Below are 15458 nucleotides of genomic sequence, written 5' to 3' on the forward strand. Positions count from 1 at the left end.
AGAAAGCGTACCGCTCATGGGCGTCAACCGAAGCTAGACGCCGTACTTGCCGGTGTTGTCACTGCCGCCCAACCCTCCCGCCGCCGTCAGCAGCTTGTAGATCACCCTGGCAAACGCCCGGCTCTTGGCCACGTTGTCGAGCACTTCCAGCGACAGCTTTTCATGGTCGGTCATCGCGTCGAGCACGATGTCCTCCACGCGCTTGGGGAACAGACCGTGCATCACCTGCTCGGCGGGCTGGCTGTTGACCTGGGCCATGACGTCTTCCTCGCGGCTGATGCGCTGGGCGATGCCGGTGAGGAAGTGCAGCTGGTCATCGTCGCTGACTTCGGCGCCGAAGATGTCGTTGAGCGCCTCGATGATTTCCGAGAGCTGCTTCTTTTCCGGGTCGTGGGGCTTGCCGCTGCCCACGGCGCTGGCCGGGTCGAGGCTGTAGTCGCCCTGCTCATCGCTCAGGCGCAGGTCGTGTTCGGCCCGCTTGGTCAGACGGTAGTGGGTCAGTTGCAGTTCGCTCACGTCCACGTCGTCCCGATCCAGACGGTCCACGCGCAGCATCGGGTGCAGGTGTTTGGCGAACACGCAGAGCTGTTCCAGCTCGCGATCCTCGTAGGCGACGATCTGCGAGAGGAACTCGTACAGGCGCACGAAGCTCAGCAGGTTTTTCTTGAACAGGTCGAGCTGGTCGATCTGCTCGCCAGCCTCCTTGAGGGCGTGCTCGGCCTTCTTCAGACCGGCGCTGTCGCCGTTCTTCTCGGCCGTCTGCTTGAACTCCAGGGCCTGGCGGCGCGCTTCCTGGCCGAACTGGTAACGCTTGGCGAAGCGTTCGCGGGCCGGCTTGCTGTAGTAGCTCAGCTTGCTGGCCGGCGCCTTGGGATCGAAGAACGCGGTGGCGAAGGCCGCGACCTCTTCCCAGTGGTAGATGCCCTCGGCGTCCAGCTTCTTCTGCACGTCGTAGACGATCTGCGGATCGGTGACATCGCTCAGCTCGGCCTTGGTGTAGTAGGGCAGGAAGGCGTCGAGGATGTCCTGGGCGTCGTTGAAGAAGTCGAGGATGAAGGTTTCCTTGCCGGGGAAGGTGCGATTCAGCCGCGACAGGGTCTGCACGCAGTCCACGCCCTGAAGCTTCTTGTCCACGTACATGGCGCACAGCTTGGGCTGGTCGAAGCCGGTCTGGTACTTGTTGGCGGCGATCATCACGTTGAAGTCCGGGCTGTCCAGCGCCTCGGCCAGGTCGCGGCCATTCACCCCGGCATTCAGAAGGCTGCTGCTCTCGGTCACTTCCTCGGGAATCACCGCGTCCGGCAACACGCTGCCGGAGAAGGCCACCAGCGGATGCACGTCCTGGTAGCCCTGGGACTTGATGTAGTACTTCATCGCCAACTGGTAGCGCACCGCCTCCTGGCGGCTGCTGGTGACCACCATGGCCTTGGCCTGCCCGCCGAGCAGATGGCGGATATGGGCGCGGAAATGCTCGACGATGATCTCGACCTTGCGGTCGATGTTGTACGGATGCAGGCGCACCCAGCGGGCCAGCGCCTGGCGCGCCTTCTTGCTGTCCACTTCCTCGTCGGCGCCGTCCGGGTGGGCGATCTTCCAGGCGGTGCTGTAGGTGGTGTAGTTACGCAGCACGTCGAGGATGAAGCCTTCCTCGATGGCCTGGCGCATGGAATACACATGGAACGCCTCGGGCTTGTTGCTCGCGCTGGCCGGCAGATCCGGCTCGGGGCGGCGGCCGAACAGCTCCAGGGTCTTGGCCTTGGGCGTGGCGGTAAAGGCGTAGTAGCTGATGCGCTGGTTCGGCTGGCGGGCGGCCACGGCGGCATCCAGCAGCAGTTCGGCGCTGATCTCCTCGCCCTCGTCCGGCGCATCGCTGCCGAGGATGGCCTTGAGTTTGCTGGCCGAGGAGCCGGTCTGCGACGAATGCGCCTCGTCGGCGATCACCGCATAACGGCCGCTGGCCAGCTTGGGATGCTTGTCCAGGGCATCGAAAAGCGCCGGGAAGGTCTGGATGGTGACGATGATGATGCGCGTCTGCGCGGCCAGCGCCTCGGCCAGCTGATCGGACTTGCTCTGGCTGCCGATGTCGCGGGTGATCGGCCGCACCACGCCTTGGGCGTGCTCGAACTGGTAGATGGTGTTCTGCAACTGGCTGTCCAGCACGGTGCGGTCGGTGATGACGATCACCGAGTTGAACAGCTTGTTGCCATCTGCGTCGTACAGCGCGGCCAGTTGGTGCGCGGTCCAGGCGATGGAGTTGGACTTGCCGGAGCCGGCGCTGTGCTGGATCAGGTAGCGCTGGCCGGGGCCTTCGCTGCGGGTGCTGTCGATCAGCTTGTTGACCACTTCCCACTGGTGAAAGCGCGGGAAGATCAGGGTTTCCCTGGTGGTCAGCTGGCCGTCGAAGCCCTCGCTGGTCTTGCGTTGCAGGTGCAGGAAGCGGCCCAGCACCTTGAGCCAAGCATCCGGCTGGAACACCCGCAGCCACAGGTAGCCGGTAGCGTACTGGCTGTCGTCGGCCGGCAGCGGGTTGCCGGCGCCGCCTTCCTCGTTGCCCATGTTGAAGGGCAGGAAGAAGGTGTCTTTGCCGGCCAGCTGGGTGGTCATCGCCACTTCGTTCTGGCTTACGGCGAAATGCACCAGCGCGCCGCGCTTGAAGGTCAGCAGCGGCTCGGGCTTGCGGGTCAGCGGGTCTTTCAGCGGGCGGTCGTGGCGGTACTGCTGCTTGGCCTTCTCCACCGACTGTTTGAACTCGCTCTTCAGCTCCAAGGTCGCCACCGGCAGGCCGTTGACGAACAGCACCAGGTCAAGCCGGGGGTTGTACTTACCCTCCTGGAAGTGGGGCGAATAGGACACCTCCGCCACCACGCGCAGGCGGTTGCACTGGTAGCGGCGCAGGGAGTCCGGGTTCATGGCGTGGTCGGGTTGGAAGCTGCACAGCTCGACCTTCACTCCCGGCAGCTTGAAGCCGTGGCGCAGCACCTCCAGGGTGCCGTCCTGCTCCAGGGCGCGCACCACCTTCTGCACCAGCACGCCGTCCGGGTCGTTGGGGTTGGCCTTGGCGAACTTGTCCCAGCGATCCGGCCAGGCTTCCTTGAAGTAGGCCAGCAGGTCTTCGGTGTACAGCGCGCTGCGCCGGTCGTAACCGCTGGCCGGGCCGGTGAGCCAGCCCTGGGCAGTCATGGCCTTGATGATGTCCTGCTGGAATTGAGCTTCCTTGCTGTCGGCCATTACACAGTCTCTTGTTCGCGGATGGGGGCAGGCGCGCTGGTCGGTGGCTGCCAGCCGCGCAGGTCGATCTTGCCGGTGACGGCTGCGGAGATCAGGGCAGAGCGTCGCTCTTGGAGGAGGTTGACGTTTTCATCTGCGGCCAAAGTCAAGTCATCAAAAAGAGATGATTTTTCTTCGATGAACTGACAGATTTTATTCTGCTCATCAATCGGGGGAAGCGGCAAGGGATAGGCTCGAATGTCCGCACAGGTGATGGCCGCCTTTGTGCTTCCCCAGTCTGCTGAGTCATGGCGAACTCTTTCGTAGTTCGCACTTAGCCAGTCATGCAGATAACTGGAGATTAGTGCGCAACTTCTAGGCTCCATGAAGGCAATATGCTGACTTATGGTTGCCTCTATTTCTGTAATTGTAACCATTCCGCGAGTTTTTCCCTCGCCGGTGATGGCCATCAGAACGCATCCGGGCTTAACAATTGGAAGCGCGCACTCTTTCAAGGCTGAGTCAGTTACAAATTGGTCAGAATTCACCACTCGACCTAAGTTGACTTTAGAACTGTTCAGCCATGGGAAATGGCCGCCATTCCAGTAATTTTGGTTGTCGCGCGACGGAGTGCAGCCATTTCCAACCAAGCACTGCCATCCGATTCGAGTAACCTCCCAATGCGCCGGCACTTCACCCAGCCACTCCACCCCGGAGTCCTTCATCGGAACGCTCGGGTCGAGGCCCTTGGTCACCGCATGGGATATCACCGCCTGGCGTTTTTCCTTGAGCAGCTCGATCAGACGCTGCTGCTCTTCGATCAGCGCGTCAATACGGGCAGTTTCGTGGTCGAGGAAGCGGGCGATCTTGGTTTGTTCTGCACGCGGCGGAAAGCAGAAGCGCTCTTGCAGGTAGGCCTCAGAGTCAAGGTTCTGGATGCCAGTGGTTTGCTTGATCGCTGGGTAATTAACCTTCCCTTGATAAAGGCTGTCAAAGGCATAGCAGAGAAATCTGTTATCGAACTCCACCAGCGGGCGCATCCGCGCAACAAAATTCGAGGTTATGGCCTGGAAATCATGCTCAAAAAGCACGACACAGCCGACCAATGTCTTCTCGCCACCACCAGATTTTTCGATCAGAAGGTCACCAGGCTGGAGAAGGCGTGAGGCGCGCTCTTTCTGTGTAATGCTGCGATAGGTCAGCTTGTCGAGTCCGACTCGGGAGATGCCACGATCAAAATCTGCCACGCGAATGACCGCTATATCATTCTCTCCGTCAGGCTCTTCCCCCCAAAGACCGTTGGCACAGCCATCTACTGCGCGTTTGAGGGAAAAAATCGCCCAATGCTCTGGCACTTCCCCCAACCACTCCACCCCGGAATCTTTGTACGTCGGATACTTCGGAAAGCTCATGCCGACAGCTCCTCGATCATCCGTTTGATCCGGTCGGTGCAGGCCTTGAGGTCGCGGTCGATGTCCTCCAGCGGACGTGGCGGCTGAAACACGTAGAAGTGGCGGTTGAAGGGGATCTCGAAGCCGACGATGCCGACCTCTCCGTCCTGCGCATCCGTTTTGCTCTCGTCGATCCAGGCGTCAGGCACATGGGGCAGTACTTCGCGCTCGAAATAGGCGTACACCGACTCACCGAGCGGCACGTTCTCGAAGTCGCGCAGGCCGCTGTCCGCCTCGGGCTGGCCCTTGGACAGGCAGATATCGGCCTCGGGATCGCGCTCGCCGAGGGCGTTGAGCAGGGCCTTGAGCTCTGGCGTGCCGGGGGTGACGCCTTGCAGCATCAGGGTCTTCTTCAGCAGCTTGCTGAACTGCTCGCGGTTGCGGTGCAGGATGCTGGCATCCATGGACTGCAAGGCCTCGACCAGTTTCTGGCGGGCGGCGTCGTCGAGCTTCTGGATGGCCTTTTCTTCCAGCACCTTGCCGATGCGCTCGGCGTTGGTCTGGAAGTTGAGGCGCAGCGGGCGTTCGACGGTGATGCGCCGGTAGCCGAAGGCCTCGACGGGGAAGATCTTGCTCTGGGCGTTTTCCGCGAAGCTGCCGTACAGGCGCACCAGATCCTCGATCTGCGTGTCGTCGAGGAACTGGCGCTTGCTGCCCAGCGACTTGCGCATCTTGCTGGCGTGCTGGCTGCCGTCGATCAGCTGCACCTTGCCCTTGCGCTCGTCCGCCTTGCGATTGGAGAGCAGCCAGACATAGGTGGCGATGCCGGTGTTGTAGAACATGTCGGTGGGCAGGGCGATGATCGCCTCGACCAGATCGTTTTGCAGCAGGTAACGGCGGATCTCCGACTCGCCCGAACCGGCACCGCCAGTGAACAGCGGCGAGCCGTTGAGGATGATGCCGATGCGTGAGCCGCCGTCGCGCGGGTCGCGCATCTTGCTCACCAGGTGCAGCAGGAACAGCAGCGAGCCGTCCGATACACGCGGCAGGCCGGGGCCGAAACGGCCGCCGTAGCCCTTGACGGTGTGCTCGTCGGTGATCTGCTTCTGCACCTTCTTCCACTCCACGCCGAACGGCGGGTTGCTGAGCATGAAGTCGAAGGTGTTGCCGGCCAGTTGGTCGTCGGACAGGGTGTTGCCGAGCTTGATGTTGGCCACGTCCTGGCCCTTGATCAGCATGTCCGCCTTGCAGATGGCGTAGGACTCGGGGTTGAGCTCCTGGCCGTGCAGGGAGACGGTGACCTTGTCGCTGATCGACTGGATGTACTCGTCGCCCTCGGACAGAAAACCGCCCGTGCCAGCGGTCGGGTCATAGATGGTGACGATGCTGTTGGGCTTGAGCTTGTCGCCCTGATCGGTCACCACCAGCGAGGTGGTCAGGTGCACGATGTCGCGCGGGGTGAAGTGTTCCCCTGCGGTTTCGTTGGAGCTTTCCGCGAACCTGCGGATCAGCTCCTCGAACACCAGGCCCATGCCGAAGTTGGTGATCTGCTCGGGGCTCAGCGGGGCAGCGGCGAAGCGCTGTACCACCTGATACAGCAGGTTGGCTGTGGCGAGTTGCTGGACGAAGTTCTCGAACTCGAAGTGCTCGAAGATCTCGCGAGCATCCTTGCTGAAGGAGTGCACGTAGCTCATCAGGTCGGCGGCGGTCTGCTGCTCGGACAAGGTCGCCAGGACCAGCTTGGATGTGTTGAAGAACTGCTGGTCGGCAGCGCGCAGCAACAGCTTCTCGCGCACCAGGTCCGGCTTGTTCCAGTGCTCCTGGGCCTGCGCCAGAACCGCGTCCTTGGTCGGGGCCAACACGCACTCCATGCGCCGCAGCAGGGTGAACGGCAGGATGATGCGGCCGTACTGCGACTGCTTGAAATCGCCACGCAACAGGTCGGCGATAGACCAGAGGAAGGAGGCGGTCTGGGAGTGATTTTCCGTGTTCACGGGGGGCGTGTCCTTGGTGGGGCAAAAGGGGGAGTTTACCCCGCCAAGGCTTCTTGCAGAGCATCCGAGAGGTGTCTGGCCTAACCGCGACTTTGGGCCGTGATCATCGGCCGGGGAGGGGAATCCAGCCGCGACCGGGCTCAGGAACAGGGTCAGCCGCTGGACGACCGCGCGCAGCGGGCTGGGCAGTGTCAAACTCATGATGACTGCCTCAATAAGCACTGTATTTATGCCCAGCAAATCAGATGCGACACCTGAGAATGTGCAGTATGTGCAAAATCTGCACATTGTGATGAGCGAGGAGGAGGCCCCGTGGTGGCGGATCGCGAAACCGAGCCCCGGATTCGGGAGGTGCAGGCCCTGGCCGAGCGTGTCTTTGAGAGCCGTTCGATCGCGCTCGACTGGCTGGCCAGGCCCAACACGGCGCTGGGGGATGTCACCCCGCTGAGTTGCTGCGCGACGGAGGCGGGCGCACAGCTGGTCCGGAGGATTCTGCGGGCCATCGAGTCCGGCGGGGTGGTTTGATAACGGCTGGGGCGGCAGGTGCAGCATGTGCGGAGGTGTCGAGGTGGCGGGCCGCTACACGGAAAGCGGCAAGCTGGTGCGTGTTTACTTTCCAAAAAGCTCCGGGTGGGCATGGAGGCCATGCTGGACACGGCGCCCGCTAAGTAACGGAGCAGCTCCGCGACTGGACCGCTCGTCTGAGCATCAACGAAAACGGGTCCGCATGTCCTCGATGGATAGCAGCTTGGAAGGCTGGACGGTGGCTATACGATCACACGCAACACGCTCGATACGGAGATCCTCCAGCTCATCCAGGAGTGCCTGGTATGCCTCGGCGCTAAGGGTGACGGCTTCTTGCTTGGACTGGTCAGTCATGGCTGCACTCCCTGTTGGCCCCCGCAAGACGACCTGCAGGCTCCATCGTTTTGCCATGGGCAAGAGCTGCCTTTATGAAGTGGTGTTGGTTGTCTGAAACACCGCCGCCCAACCGTAGGGCCTCTTCCGTGAATTTCGCGATCATGGCGTGCTTGTCAGAGACTTTCTTGTGCTTCATGCCTACCTCATGCGGGGTTGTGTCCCGAGATGTTAGGTGTCACTGAGTGATTACACCCCCTTTGAGCAGAATGTAGCTGCGCTGCCCCAGCCCATTTCCTGAAGCCGGCGGCGGAGACTCGAAAGCCACGCCGTCCTTCGCGTCGGGCTGATGCCGGCTCAAGTGCACGCACGACCGCTTTCCCATTTTTTGGGAGCACGGGGGGCTCAGGACGGGATCGAAAGTCGCTGCCGCCAAGGGCGTGCGGCCAGGCTTTGACTAGCAGCCAGATTGCCACCGAAACAGCTGCGGCACAGAGGTTTGCTCAAGTCGTCGTAACGAATCGGGTGGCCGTCTTGGTCAAGCAAGTCGCCGCCGGCAGCCTTGAGGAGGGCATGGCCGGCGACCACGTCGTGCGGAGATACAGGGTAGAGCGAAACCCCCGCGATGCTGGGCATCTGGCTGAAGCGCGCCGGAGCACAGAGCACGGTGTTGAGCTCTGGTTGCTGGTCGGCGGCCGTGCTGACAAATACCACCGAGTTAGCGTCGAGCTGCCATGCGTCCAGGTTGGGGCAAATGTGTCGGCCATTGCGCAGCAGGCCAGTCATGCTGAGCTCCCAGGCAATGCAGTCAGGCCCGCGCGTGGTAACTGGCGCATAGACGACGCCCAGCACCGGTACGGCATCTTTCAGTAGGCCAACGGAAATGGCCGAGCCAGGCCTACCCGCCAGGAAATCCGTGGTGCCATCGTTTGGATCCACCACCCAGCAATGGCTCGCCCCAGTCAGCGCGCTTCCCGTTTCCTCTCCCCAGAAGTCTCCCAGCTGCAGTCGCAGCAGCCCCTCGCGCAGCAGGATCTCCACTTCGACGTCGATATCCGCCTTGTCTCCCGCCCCGCGAGGGCCACCTGGCCGTGCAGCTTCGGCGGCGATGAGTGCTCCGGCGCGCAGAACCAAAGAGATGACTTCATTCAGCATGAGCTTGTCTCGAGATTGATGTTCGGCGCTGGGACTGTACTGTCCGGCGTACTCGGCAGCGGGAACGGATGGCAGCGTCACTCCGGGGAACAGGTTGAAGGCCCTATTTCAATTGATCGTCAGGTCATTTTCAGTCGAAATCGAGGGGGAGCGTTTTGGGCCCTGCATTCGGCGGTGGCACGCATCGAGACGCCATACGATCGGTGGCACCCACTATCTCCCCAGCTCTTGGCAGGTGGCCATGTAGTCGTTCACCGCCTCGCGGAAGGCGGCCTGCAACTCGGCTATCGTCTCACCTTCGTAGTTGACCAGTGCGTGAATGAAGAGCAGCTTGCCGAACAGGCAGTTGTCCTCGGTGCTGGCTTCGATGGAGCCGTAATACCCCTGGTGCTGCAGCAGATTGCTCACGGAATCAGTCCTCCTGCCCTGAATCAGGATCGTCGCCAAACATATGGATAACCCAGTGCACGCGCTTGAGCTTGGCCATTGCATAACCGAAGCAGGACCTACACAGCTGCATACTTTCGCGCTCGCCATCGCGCCGCCGAAGCGGGACCGCTGCGTACTCGGCTTAACCATCGAACCACTGCGCCTGCAGTACGCCGTTGCCGGTCCATGCCTTACTGGCATTGTCCCTATTGCAGGGTAGTGTCTGTGTCAGCCAGATCGCCGTGCTGTTGTGTGAGTAGTACTCCCGCTTCAGCGGGTCGTCCACCGCCGGACCGACAGCGTATCCAGCTCACCGTCGACCTCCAGTCATGACCGATCCAAACGATGTTCATGCAATTGCTCATGCTCGAGTCGCCAGAGCCTCAGGAACGTCCGCCAATCATCGACGTAGTAGCCTGGGAAAGCACTGCACATCGTCGAGCCGATGCTCGCTGCAGCCATACGGCTGCGCCATGGCTCGGGTATGTCGGCCGGTCGCACAACCTCGAGCGGTGGATTGTCACGCCGGGAGACCGGTACGAGACGAGCCACATCCCCCAGCGTCCAGGTTGCCGCTTCGCCAATCGGCGCCTCATGGTCCAGTCGTTCGATGAGATCGAGGCAAGCCAGCGCATGGGCCCGCCGCTCTCGATGGGTCATCGCCCAAAGGGCTTGGCGGCGCAGTTTTTCGCGCGAGTAACTATCGGCTTTGATGGCTGTCAGCTCTGCCTTGGTGATCAGCTCTGTCACTTGAAACCCCGCTCTTCCTGTCTGGTCGCATTCGACTTCAGCTCACGCTACCGAGGATTCCTCGGTTGTTGGAATCAGCTCATTCATCTTTGGCGTCTGAATCGGCTGCCGCCTTTCCGAAGGATTCCCAGTGGTCAACCAGCTCATCGACGCGATCGGGAATGCGCGGGGTTTTGCTGAGCACAAGGCAGCGTGTCGTGCCCACGTACTCCTCGATCAGGTACAGCGAGTCCCCGACGTCGACCCCCATTTCCTGCAGGGCTTCATCGGGAATGCGAATACCGCCATCACCTTCCCAGTCTTCGATCACGACCTGCCGGGTTTCCATGGGGGGCTCCTGGGTGAGTTAGATCAGGCGTCCGCGGGGGGAGGCGACGGCGAGCCGACGCCAACAGGGCCCACGGCACAGGAACTCAGGGTAGCGAAACAGCCGCCTGCCAGAAAGTAACGATAACGGATTTTATCGTCATATTTTTCGGCCAGGTCTGTCCGAGATGTCGGCCTGAGGTTGCCCGGGGCTGGATCACTCTTCGCGAGTAAAGCGATAAAACAAGTTGGGCTCGCTGATCAGGTACAGATGCCCCTCGTCATCAATGGTCACGCCTTCAGCCTGTGGGATGCCTTTCTGTAGGCCAGCAAAGCCACCGCCAGGGAACGGAAGCTCACCACCTTGCCCTCGTCGGTCATCTCGATCAGCAGCTTCGATTCGTCGCTGAGCAGGATCAGGTGACCGCTCCGCTGGTCGAAGACGACCGAGGACAGGTCGGTGGCGAACACCTTGGCCTTAACCAACCCGGACAGGTCGCGCACATGCAGGGATAGGTCACCCTCCAGGCTTTTGCGCAGTCCGCTCACTTGCAGCAGTTGACGGGGATCGCGCTCCTTGGCCACGAACAGGCGGTCGCCCTTCAGGTCGTAGGCCAAGCCCTCGAAACCCTTGTTGTCACCGCTGCCCATTGCTAGGGTCAGGGCCGGATAGTCGTCGCGGCGCAGTACTCCTGCGTGGATGAGGCTGCCATCCGGGTTAAGCGGTACTGGGACGACGACCAGGCTCTGGCGGCGCTCTTCGGCGATCACCAGTCGGTCATTGCCGGCATAGGAGACGGCCTCCACATCGTGGAAGCCATCCAGCTCGAAGCGGGCTTGCACATCGCCCTCGCGGCTCAGTACGAACAGCTCGTTCGGTCCGTTGGTGACCGCCCAGAGGCGATCGCGGTCGGGGTCGTAGGTCAGGCCGGACAGGTTGTTGTCCACCCCCGGTATGGGCTTGGCGTCCAGTTCGACCCGGTAGTCTGGCAGCCAGACCGAGCGTTCCTGCCAGGCGTCGGTGTGCCAGTGGGTCATGATCCAGAAGTACAGGCGGTCATCGAGGTGATGGGCACGCAGCTGGTACACCGTGAGCAGCAGCAGGCACAGCAGCGCCCACAGCCAGGTGCGTTTGCTCGTCAGTCGTTCCGTCAGGGGCATGGGACTCTCTTGGGTGATGCGGCCGGTGTGCTCCATGCAGCGTAGGCCGCGAGTGTTTCATTCCGACTCGGCCTTGCTGGCACAGTCGATGCACAGCGGGGTGACCGGATCGAACTCCAGGCGCCCGGCGGCGATGGGCTCGCCGCACTGGGTACACCAGCCATACTCGCCTTCGTGCCAGCGCTTGAGGGCCAGCTGCAACCGGGTGCGCTCGCGCACGGCCCGGCTGCGGATGGCATCGGTCATCGCCTGCTGCTGGAGGGCGTCCATCCGCGACAGGCGCCCGACCTTGCTCTGATCCAGCTCGACCGACTGTGCACGGGCCTCGGGGTCTTCGAGGAGTCGATCCAGTTCGGCGGCCCGCTGCTCCAGCAGGGCCTTGAAGTGGGCAAGATCCAGGGCGTCGGCCATGGCGTCAGCGCAGCATCAGCAAGGGCGTGGCGGTGGTGCGCAGCATGCTGGTGGTGGTGCTGCCGACCAGGAACTCGCGGATGCGCGAGTGGCCGTAGGCGCCCATCGCCAGCAGGTCGATCTGATGCTGCGCCTGGTAGGCGTGCAGGGTCGGTTCGACCTCGCCGGCCAGCATGGCGGTATGCACCTCGAAGCCGGCCTCTTGCAGTCGGTGTGCGGCCTGCTCCAGCGGCTCCTTGTTGCTGTTGATGTCCGGGCCGACCATTACCAGGTGGATCGGCAGCCCCTGGAGCAGCGGGCTGGTCGCCAGCATCTCGACACCCTTGCGCGCGGTGGCGCTGCCGTCGAAGGCCAGCATCGCGCTCTGCGGTGCCTTGAACTCGGCCGGGGTGACCAGCACCGGACGGTGCATGCTGCGGATCGCGTTTTCCAGCTGGCTGCCGACCAATTGGCCGGGCTTGAGGCTGCCCTCGCCACGCTTGCCGATCACCAGCAGGCGAATGTCTGCCCCCAGCTCACCGAGAGTCTCGACCAAGCTGCCATGTTGCTGCCGCGCAGCGGGGTCGGCAACGCCGGCCGCGATGGCGCGCTCCCTGGCGGCGTCGAGCATCAGCTGGCCCTGCTCGCGGGCAAGATTGCCGCGCTTCTCGTCGAGGGCGGCCAGCTCCTCCAGCAGGTGCTCGCGGCTGCCCAAGCCGATGCTGCCTGGGGATACAGGTCGCGGTCGATGACGTGCAGGAAGGTCAGCGGCGCGGTCAGGCGCTGGCTGGCCCAGGCTGCGTAGTCGCATACCGCAGCGGCGGAGGGGGAACCGTCGATACAAGCCATTACATGGGTCATGTGTGCAGTCCTTCTCAGTGGCTCATGAGTTTGTCGATGGCGTCCGGTTTGCCGTGGACGCCAAAGCGGTCAACGATGGTGGCACTGGCCTCGTTGAGGCCCAGCACCTCCACCTCGGTGCCTTCGCGGCGGAACTTGATGACCACCTTGTCCAGCGCAGCCACGGCGGTGATGTCCCAGAAGTGCGCGCGGCTGAGATCGATGGTCACCTTCTCCAAGGCCTCCTTGAAGTCGAAGGCGGCGATGAACTTGTCGGAGGAGCTGAAGAACACCTGACCGGTCACGGTGTAGGTGCGGTGATCACCGCTGTCGTCGAGGGTCGAGCCGATGTGCATGTAGTGGCCGACCTTATTGGCGAAGAACATCGCCGCCAGAAGCACGCCTGCCAGTACGCCGTAGGCCAGGTTGTGAGTCGCGACCACCACCACCACGGTGACCACCATGACGATGTTGGTCGACAGCGGATGCTGCTTCAGATTGCGCAGCGAATCCCAGCTGAAGGTGCCGATCGACACCATGATCATCACCGCCACCAGTGCAGCCATGGGGATTTGCGATTTTGCGGATTGCTCCGTAATGGCCAAAATTTTGTCAAAATTGCAGGATCAGACTTCCTCAGGACACTCATGCTTTTCAAAATGTGCGAATTCACGAGTTGAGTGCAGCACGGTAGCTGAAGTGAGGCGGACGTCTCATGATGCTTGGCCATCAGATCGCTCATGACCTCAAGGGGGCTCTTGGGGCTGCATCGCGTGCGCCGGCGGATGTTCTGCTCGAATGCAATCGCATCCAGCTGCCCCTGGCTTGTAGGTCGACAGATCCGTGCCCTTGGGCTGGTACTGATGAATCAGTCCGTTGATGTTCTCGTTGCCCCGCACTGCCAAGGTTGTGTGGGGCACAGACGTAGATAGCCGCCGGTCATCTGAGTTATTTGGGTAAGCGGATTAAATGGTTGATCTTACCTTTGCATGAGAGTGAGACAGACCGGCATCTCATCGGATTATCTGGTTGATGCTTCACCTACTGCTGGTGCATGTTTCCTTCGCTAATTCCAGCAAGAACCCCACACGCCTCAACTTCCCGGTCATCGTTGCAACTCGCTCTCAGTGAAACGAGTTGTTTCTCAAGCGCTTGCAGAGCGGTTATCTGCGACCGCACATGAGAGATGTGATCATCGAGCAAGGCGTTGACGGCGGTACAAGGCTGATGAGGGTCGTCCTGATAGCTCTGTAGTTCGTGAATCTCAGCCAGTGACAGGCCCAGGATTCTGCAGCGACGGATGAAGGCCAGCCCCTCACCATGCTTCTCGGTATAGACACGGTAACCGTTGTCCTGCCGATCAGGCGGCGGCAACAAGCCCTGCTGTTCATAGAAGCGGATCGTCTGTGTTTCGACCCCTACCAACTGCGCCAACTGACCAATGCGCATCAGCCTCCTCCCCAACGGATTCTTTACTCTATTGACCTTATAGTAGCTTTATAGTTTTAAATGGTACCACAACATTGTTCAAGTGGAGTCGTATCATGAGCAAATCCTGTGGTGGCGCCTGTGGCGGTGATGCAACGTCCGCAGCGGATACCGATATACAGGCCTCCTCCGAGGCGCCAGGGAGATGGGTCAGTGTTTATGCCGTGCCGAAGATGGACTGTCCATCAGAAGAACGAATGATTCGCCTAGCCCTGAACGGCTTTGAGGAGATTCGGGCGCTGTCCTTCGACTTGTCGAACCGCCGGCTGAAGGTCGTGCATGACGGCGAGGTCGAGCCCGTCACCTCGAAACTGAAGACCTTGGGGCTAGGCGCCTCGCTTCAGGAAACCGTCGCTGCAAATCCGGAGACCATCAAGGCCGCCGAGTTTTCGGCAGCTTCTGCTAAGCAAGAATCCGGGACCCTGCGCTGGTTGCTCGGCATCAATGCACTTCTGTTCGTGGTGGAAATGACTGCCGGTCTGATCGCCCAGTCCACCGGCCTGATTGGAGAATCCCTGGACAATTTTGCCGATGCGGCGGTGTACGGGCTTGCCCTTTATGCGGTTGGACATAGCGTGAAAATGCAGGTACGTGCCGCGCATCTTGCTGGTGTACTGCAACTGATCTTGGCTGTGGGCGTGCTCGTAGAGGTGGTGAGACGCTTTGTATTCGGTAGTGAGCCTGAATCGCTGGTGATGATGGCTATCGCATTCGTCGCATTGATTGCCAATACCAGTTGTCTGCTGCTCATATCCAAACATCGGGAAGGCGGGGCGCACATGAAGGCAAGCTGGATATTCTCGGCCAACGACGTGGTGATCAACCTGGGGGTCATCACCGCCGGCGCCCTGGTCGCGTGGACCGGTTCCAATTATCCGGATCTGATTATCGGCACCATCGCGGGGGGCATTGTACTTAACGGTGCCAGACGCATTTTGGCGTTGAAGGGTTAAATAATGCTCATTATTGGCAAAAAGCTCTCGCCGTATGCCCTATTGTCCATATCGGGCCTGCTGGCAGCGTCTGATCAGGCTGTAAAGTGGCTGGTGCAGCAATCAATGGCCTATGGCGAGTATGTTTCGGTGACCCCGTTCTTTAACTGGGTGCACCTATGGAACACCGGTGCCGCATTCAGTCTTTTTGCGAATGGTGGAGGCTGGCAGCGCTACTTTTTTATCGGAATCGCGGTAGTGGTCTCGATTTTTCTGATCAAGCTGATCCTTGAAAATCGTCATAAAGGAGAAGCCATCGCTTACAGTCTTATCCTCGGTGGCGTCATGGGCAACCTGATTGACCGGGTCTTTCGCGGCTATGTTGTGGATTCCTTTGATTTCTATTGGCGAGACTGGCATTGGCCGGCCTTCAACCTGGCTGATATTGCAATTGTCCTCGGTGCCTTACTTTTCGTTTCCAGCAGCTTGTTGGGTAAAAAAGCAAACACCAATGCCGAGCCGGATGGATCTGACTGACACCTACGCCTATACAACAC

13 protein-coding genes and 4 pseudogenes are annotated in these 15458 nt (G+C 61.0%); 3 read left to right on the forward strand and 14 right to left on the reverse strand.

What is annotated here, in order from left to right; genetic code table 11:
* Positions 1-33: 33 nt before the first annotated feature.
* The 3 genes from SK095_RS01330 to SK095_RS01340 are packed head-to-tail and all read right to left on the reverse strand — an operon-like array spanning position 34 to position 6592.
* Positions 34-3228: a type I restriction endonuclease subunit R gene (locus tag SK095_RS01330; RefSeq protein ID WP_201487462.1), complete on the reverse strand. Its 3195-nt coding sequence runs from the start codon at positions 3226-3228 to the stop codon at positions 34-36.
* Positions 3228-4619, reverse strand: coding sequence for a restriction endonuclease subunit S (locus SK095_RS01335; protein WP_320547621.1), 1392 nt, complete (start codon positions 4617-4619; stop codon positions 3228-3230). The genes SK095_RS01330 and SK095_RS01335 overlap by 1 nt, the downstream gene beginning before the upstream one ends.
* A complete protein-coding gene (locus tag SK095_RS01340) occupies positions 4616-6592 on the reverse strand; it encodes a type I restriction-modification system subunit M (RefSeq protein ID WP_201487433.1) in 1977 nt (658 codons plus the stop codon). The genes SK095_RS01335 and SK095_RS01340 overlap by 4 nt, the downstream gene beginning before the upstream one ends.
* A gap of 315 nt (positions 6593-6907) precedes the next feature.
* On the opposite strand from SK095_RS01340, the gene SK095_RS01345 reads away from it, so the two are divergent.
* Positions 6908-7117, forward strand: coding sequence for an MbcA/ParS/Xre antitoxin family protein (locus SK095_RS01345; protein WP_236574792.1), 210 nt, complete (start codon positions 6908-6910; stop codon positions 7115-7117).
* A 183-nt stretch (positions 7118-7300) separates the two neighbouring features.
* Here SK095_RS01345 and SK095_RS01350 read toward each other — a convergent pair whose 3' ends face one another.
* The 11 genes and pseudogenes from SK095_RS01350 to cadR form a co-directional block, all read right to left on the reverse strand.
* Positions 7301-7471 carry a hypothetical protein gene (locus tag SK095_RS01350; RefSeq protein ID WP_201487435.1) on the reverse strand — a complete coding sequence of 57 codons (171 nt, stop codon included), beginning with the start codon at positions 7469-7471 and terminating at the stop codon, positions 7301-7303.
* Positions 7464-7649: a hypothetical protein gene (locus SK095_RS01355; protein ID WP_201487436.1), complete on the reverse strand. Its 186-nt coding sequence runs from the start codon at positions 7647-7649 to the stop codon at positions 7464-7466. Before SK095_RS01355 ends, SK095_RS01350 begins: the two co-directional genes overlap by 8 nt.
* A gap of 206 nt (positions 7650-7855) precedes the next feature.
* Complete coding sequence (locus SK095_RS01360) at positions 7856-8605, reverse strand: inositol monophosphatase family protein (RefSeq protein ID WP_201487437.1); 750 nt, start codon at positions 8603-8605, stop codon at positions 7856-7858.
* 216 nt (positions 8606-8821) lie between these two features.
* A pseudogene (locus SK095_RS01365) lies at positions 8822-9013 on the reverse strand (type II toxin-antitoxin system HicB family antitoxin); the annotation flags it as partial.
* A 348-nt stretch (positions 9014-9361) separates the two neighbouring features.
* A complete protein-coding gene (locus SK095_RS01370) occupies positions 9362-9784 on the reverse strand; it encodes a hypothetical protein (RefSeq protein ID WP_201487438.1) in 423 nt (140 codons plus the stop codon).
* 79 nt (positions 9785-9863) lie between these two features.
* Complete coding sequence (locus SK095_RS01375; protein WP_201487439.1) at positions 9864-10112, reverse strand: AbrB/MazE/SpoVT family DNA-binding domain-containing protein; 249 nt, start codon at positions 10110-10112, stop codon at positions 9864-9866.
* Between the two features lie 195 nt (positions 10113-10307).
* Positions 10308-11251: pseudogene (locus SK095_RS01380) on the reverse strand (SdiA-regulated domain-containing protein).
* A 57-nt stretch (positions 11252-11308) separates the two neighbouring features.
* The gene (locus SK095_RS01385) at positions 11309-11662 is read right to left on the reverse strand and encodes a TraR/DksA family transcriptional regulator (protein ID WP_201487440.1); all 354 of its coding nucleotides are present in this window, start codon (positions 11660-11662) and stop codon (positions 11309-11311) included.
* 4 nt (positions 11663-11666) lie between these two features.
* Positions 11667-12502, reverse strand: a pseudogene (locus SK095_RS01390) (universal stress protein).
* 14 nt (positions 12503-12516) lie between these two features.
* A pseudogene (locus SK095_RS01395) lies at positions 12517-13056 on the reverse strand (STAS domain-containing protein); the annotation flags it as partial.
* 466 nt (positions 13057-13522) lie between these two features.
* On the reverse strand, positions 13523-13930 hold the full coding sequence (gene cadR, locus SK095_RS01405; RefSeq protein ID WP_004364961.1) for a Cd(II)/Pb(II)-responsive transcriptional regulator: 408 nt from the start codon (positions 13928-13930) through the stop codon (positions 13523-13525).
* Between the two features lie 95 nt (positions 13931-14025).
* On the opposite strand from cadR, the gene SK095_RS01410 reads away from it, so the two are divergent.
* Both SK095_RS01410 and lspA read left to right on the forward strand, forming a co-directional pair.
* Complete coding sequence (locus SK095_RS01410; protein WP_004574643.1) at positions 14026-14922, forward strand: cation transporter; 897 nt, start codon at positions 14026-14028, stop codon at positions 14920-14922.
* A 3-nt stretch (positions 14923-14925) separates the two neighbouring features.
* Positions 14926-15438, forward strand: a complete 513-nt coding sequence (gene lspA, locus SK095_RS01415) for a signal peptidase II (RefSeq protein ID WP_320547622.1) — start codon at positions 14926-14928, stop codon at positions 15436-15438.
* Positions 15439-15458: the final 20 nt, after the last annotated feature.

The organism is Pseudomonas sp. AN-1 (assembly GCF_034057115.1).
Lineage (GTDB): Bacteria > Pseudomonadota > Gammaproteobacteria > Pseudomonadales > Pseudomonadaceae > Geopseudomonas.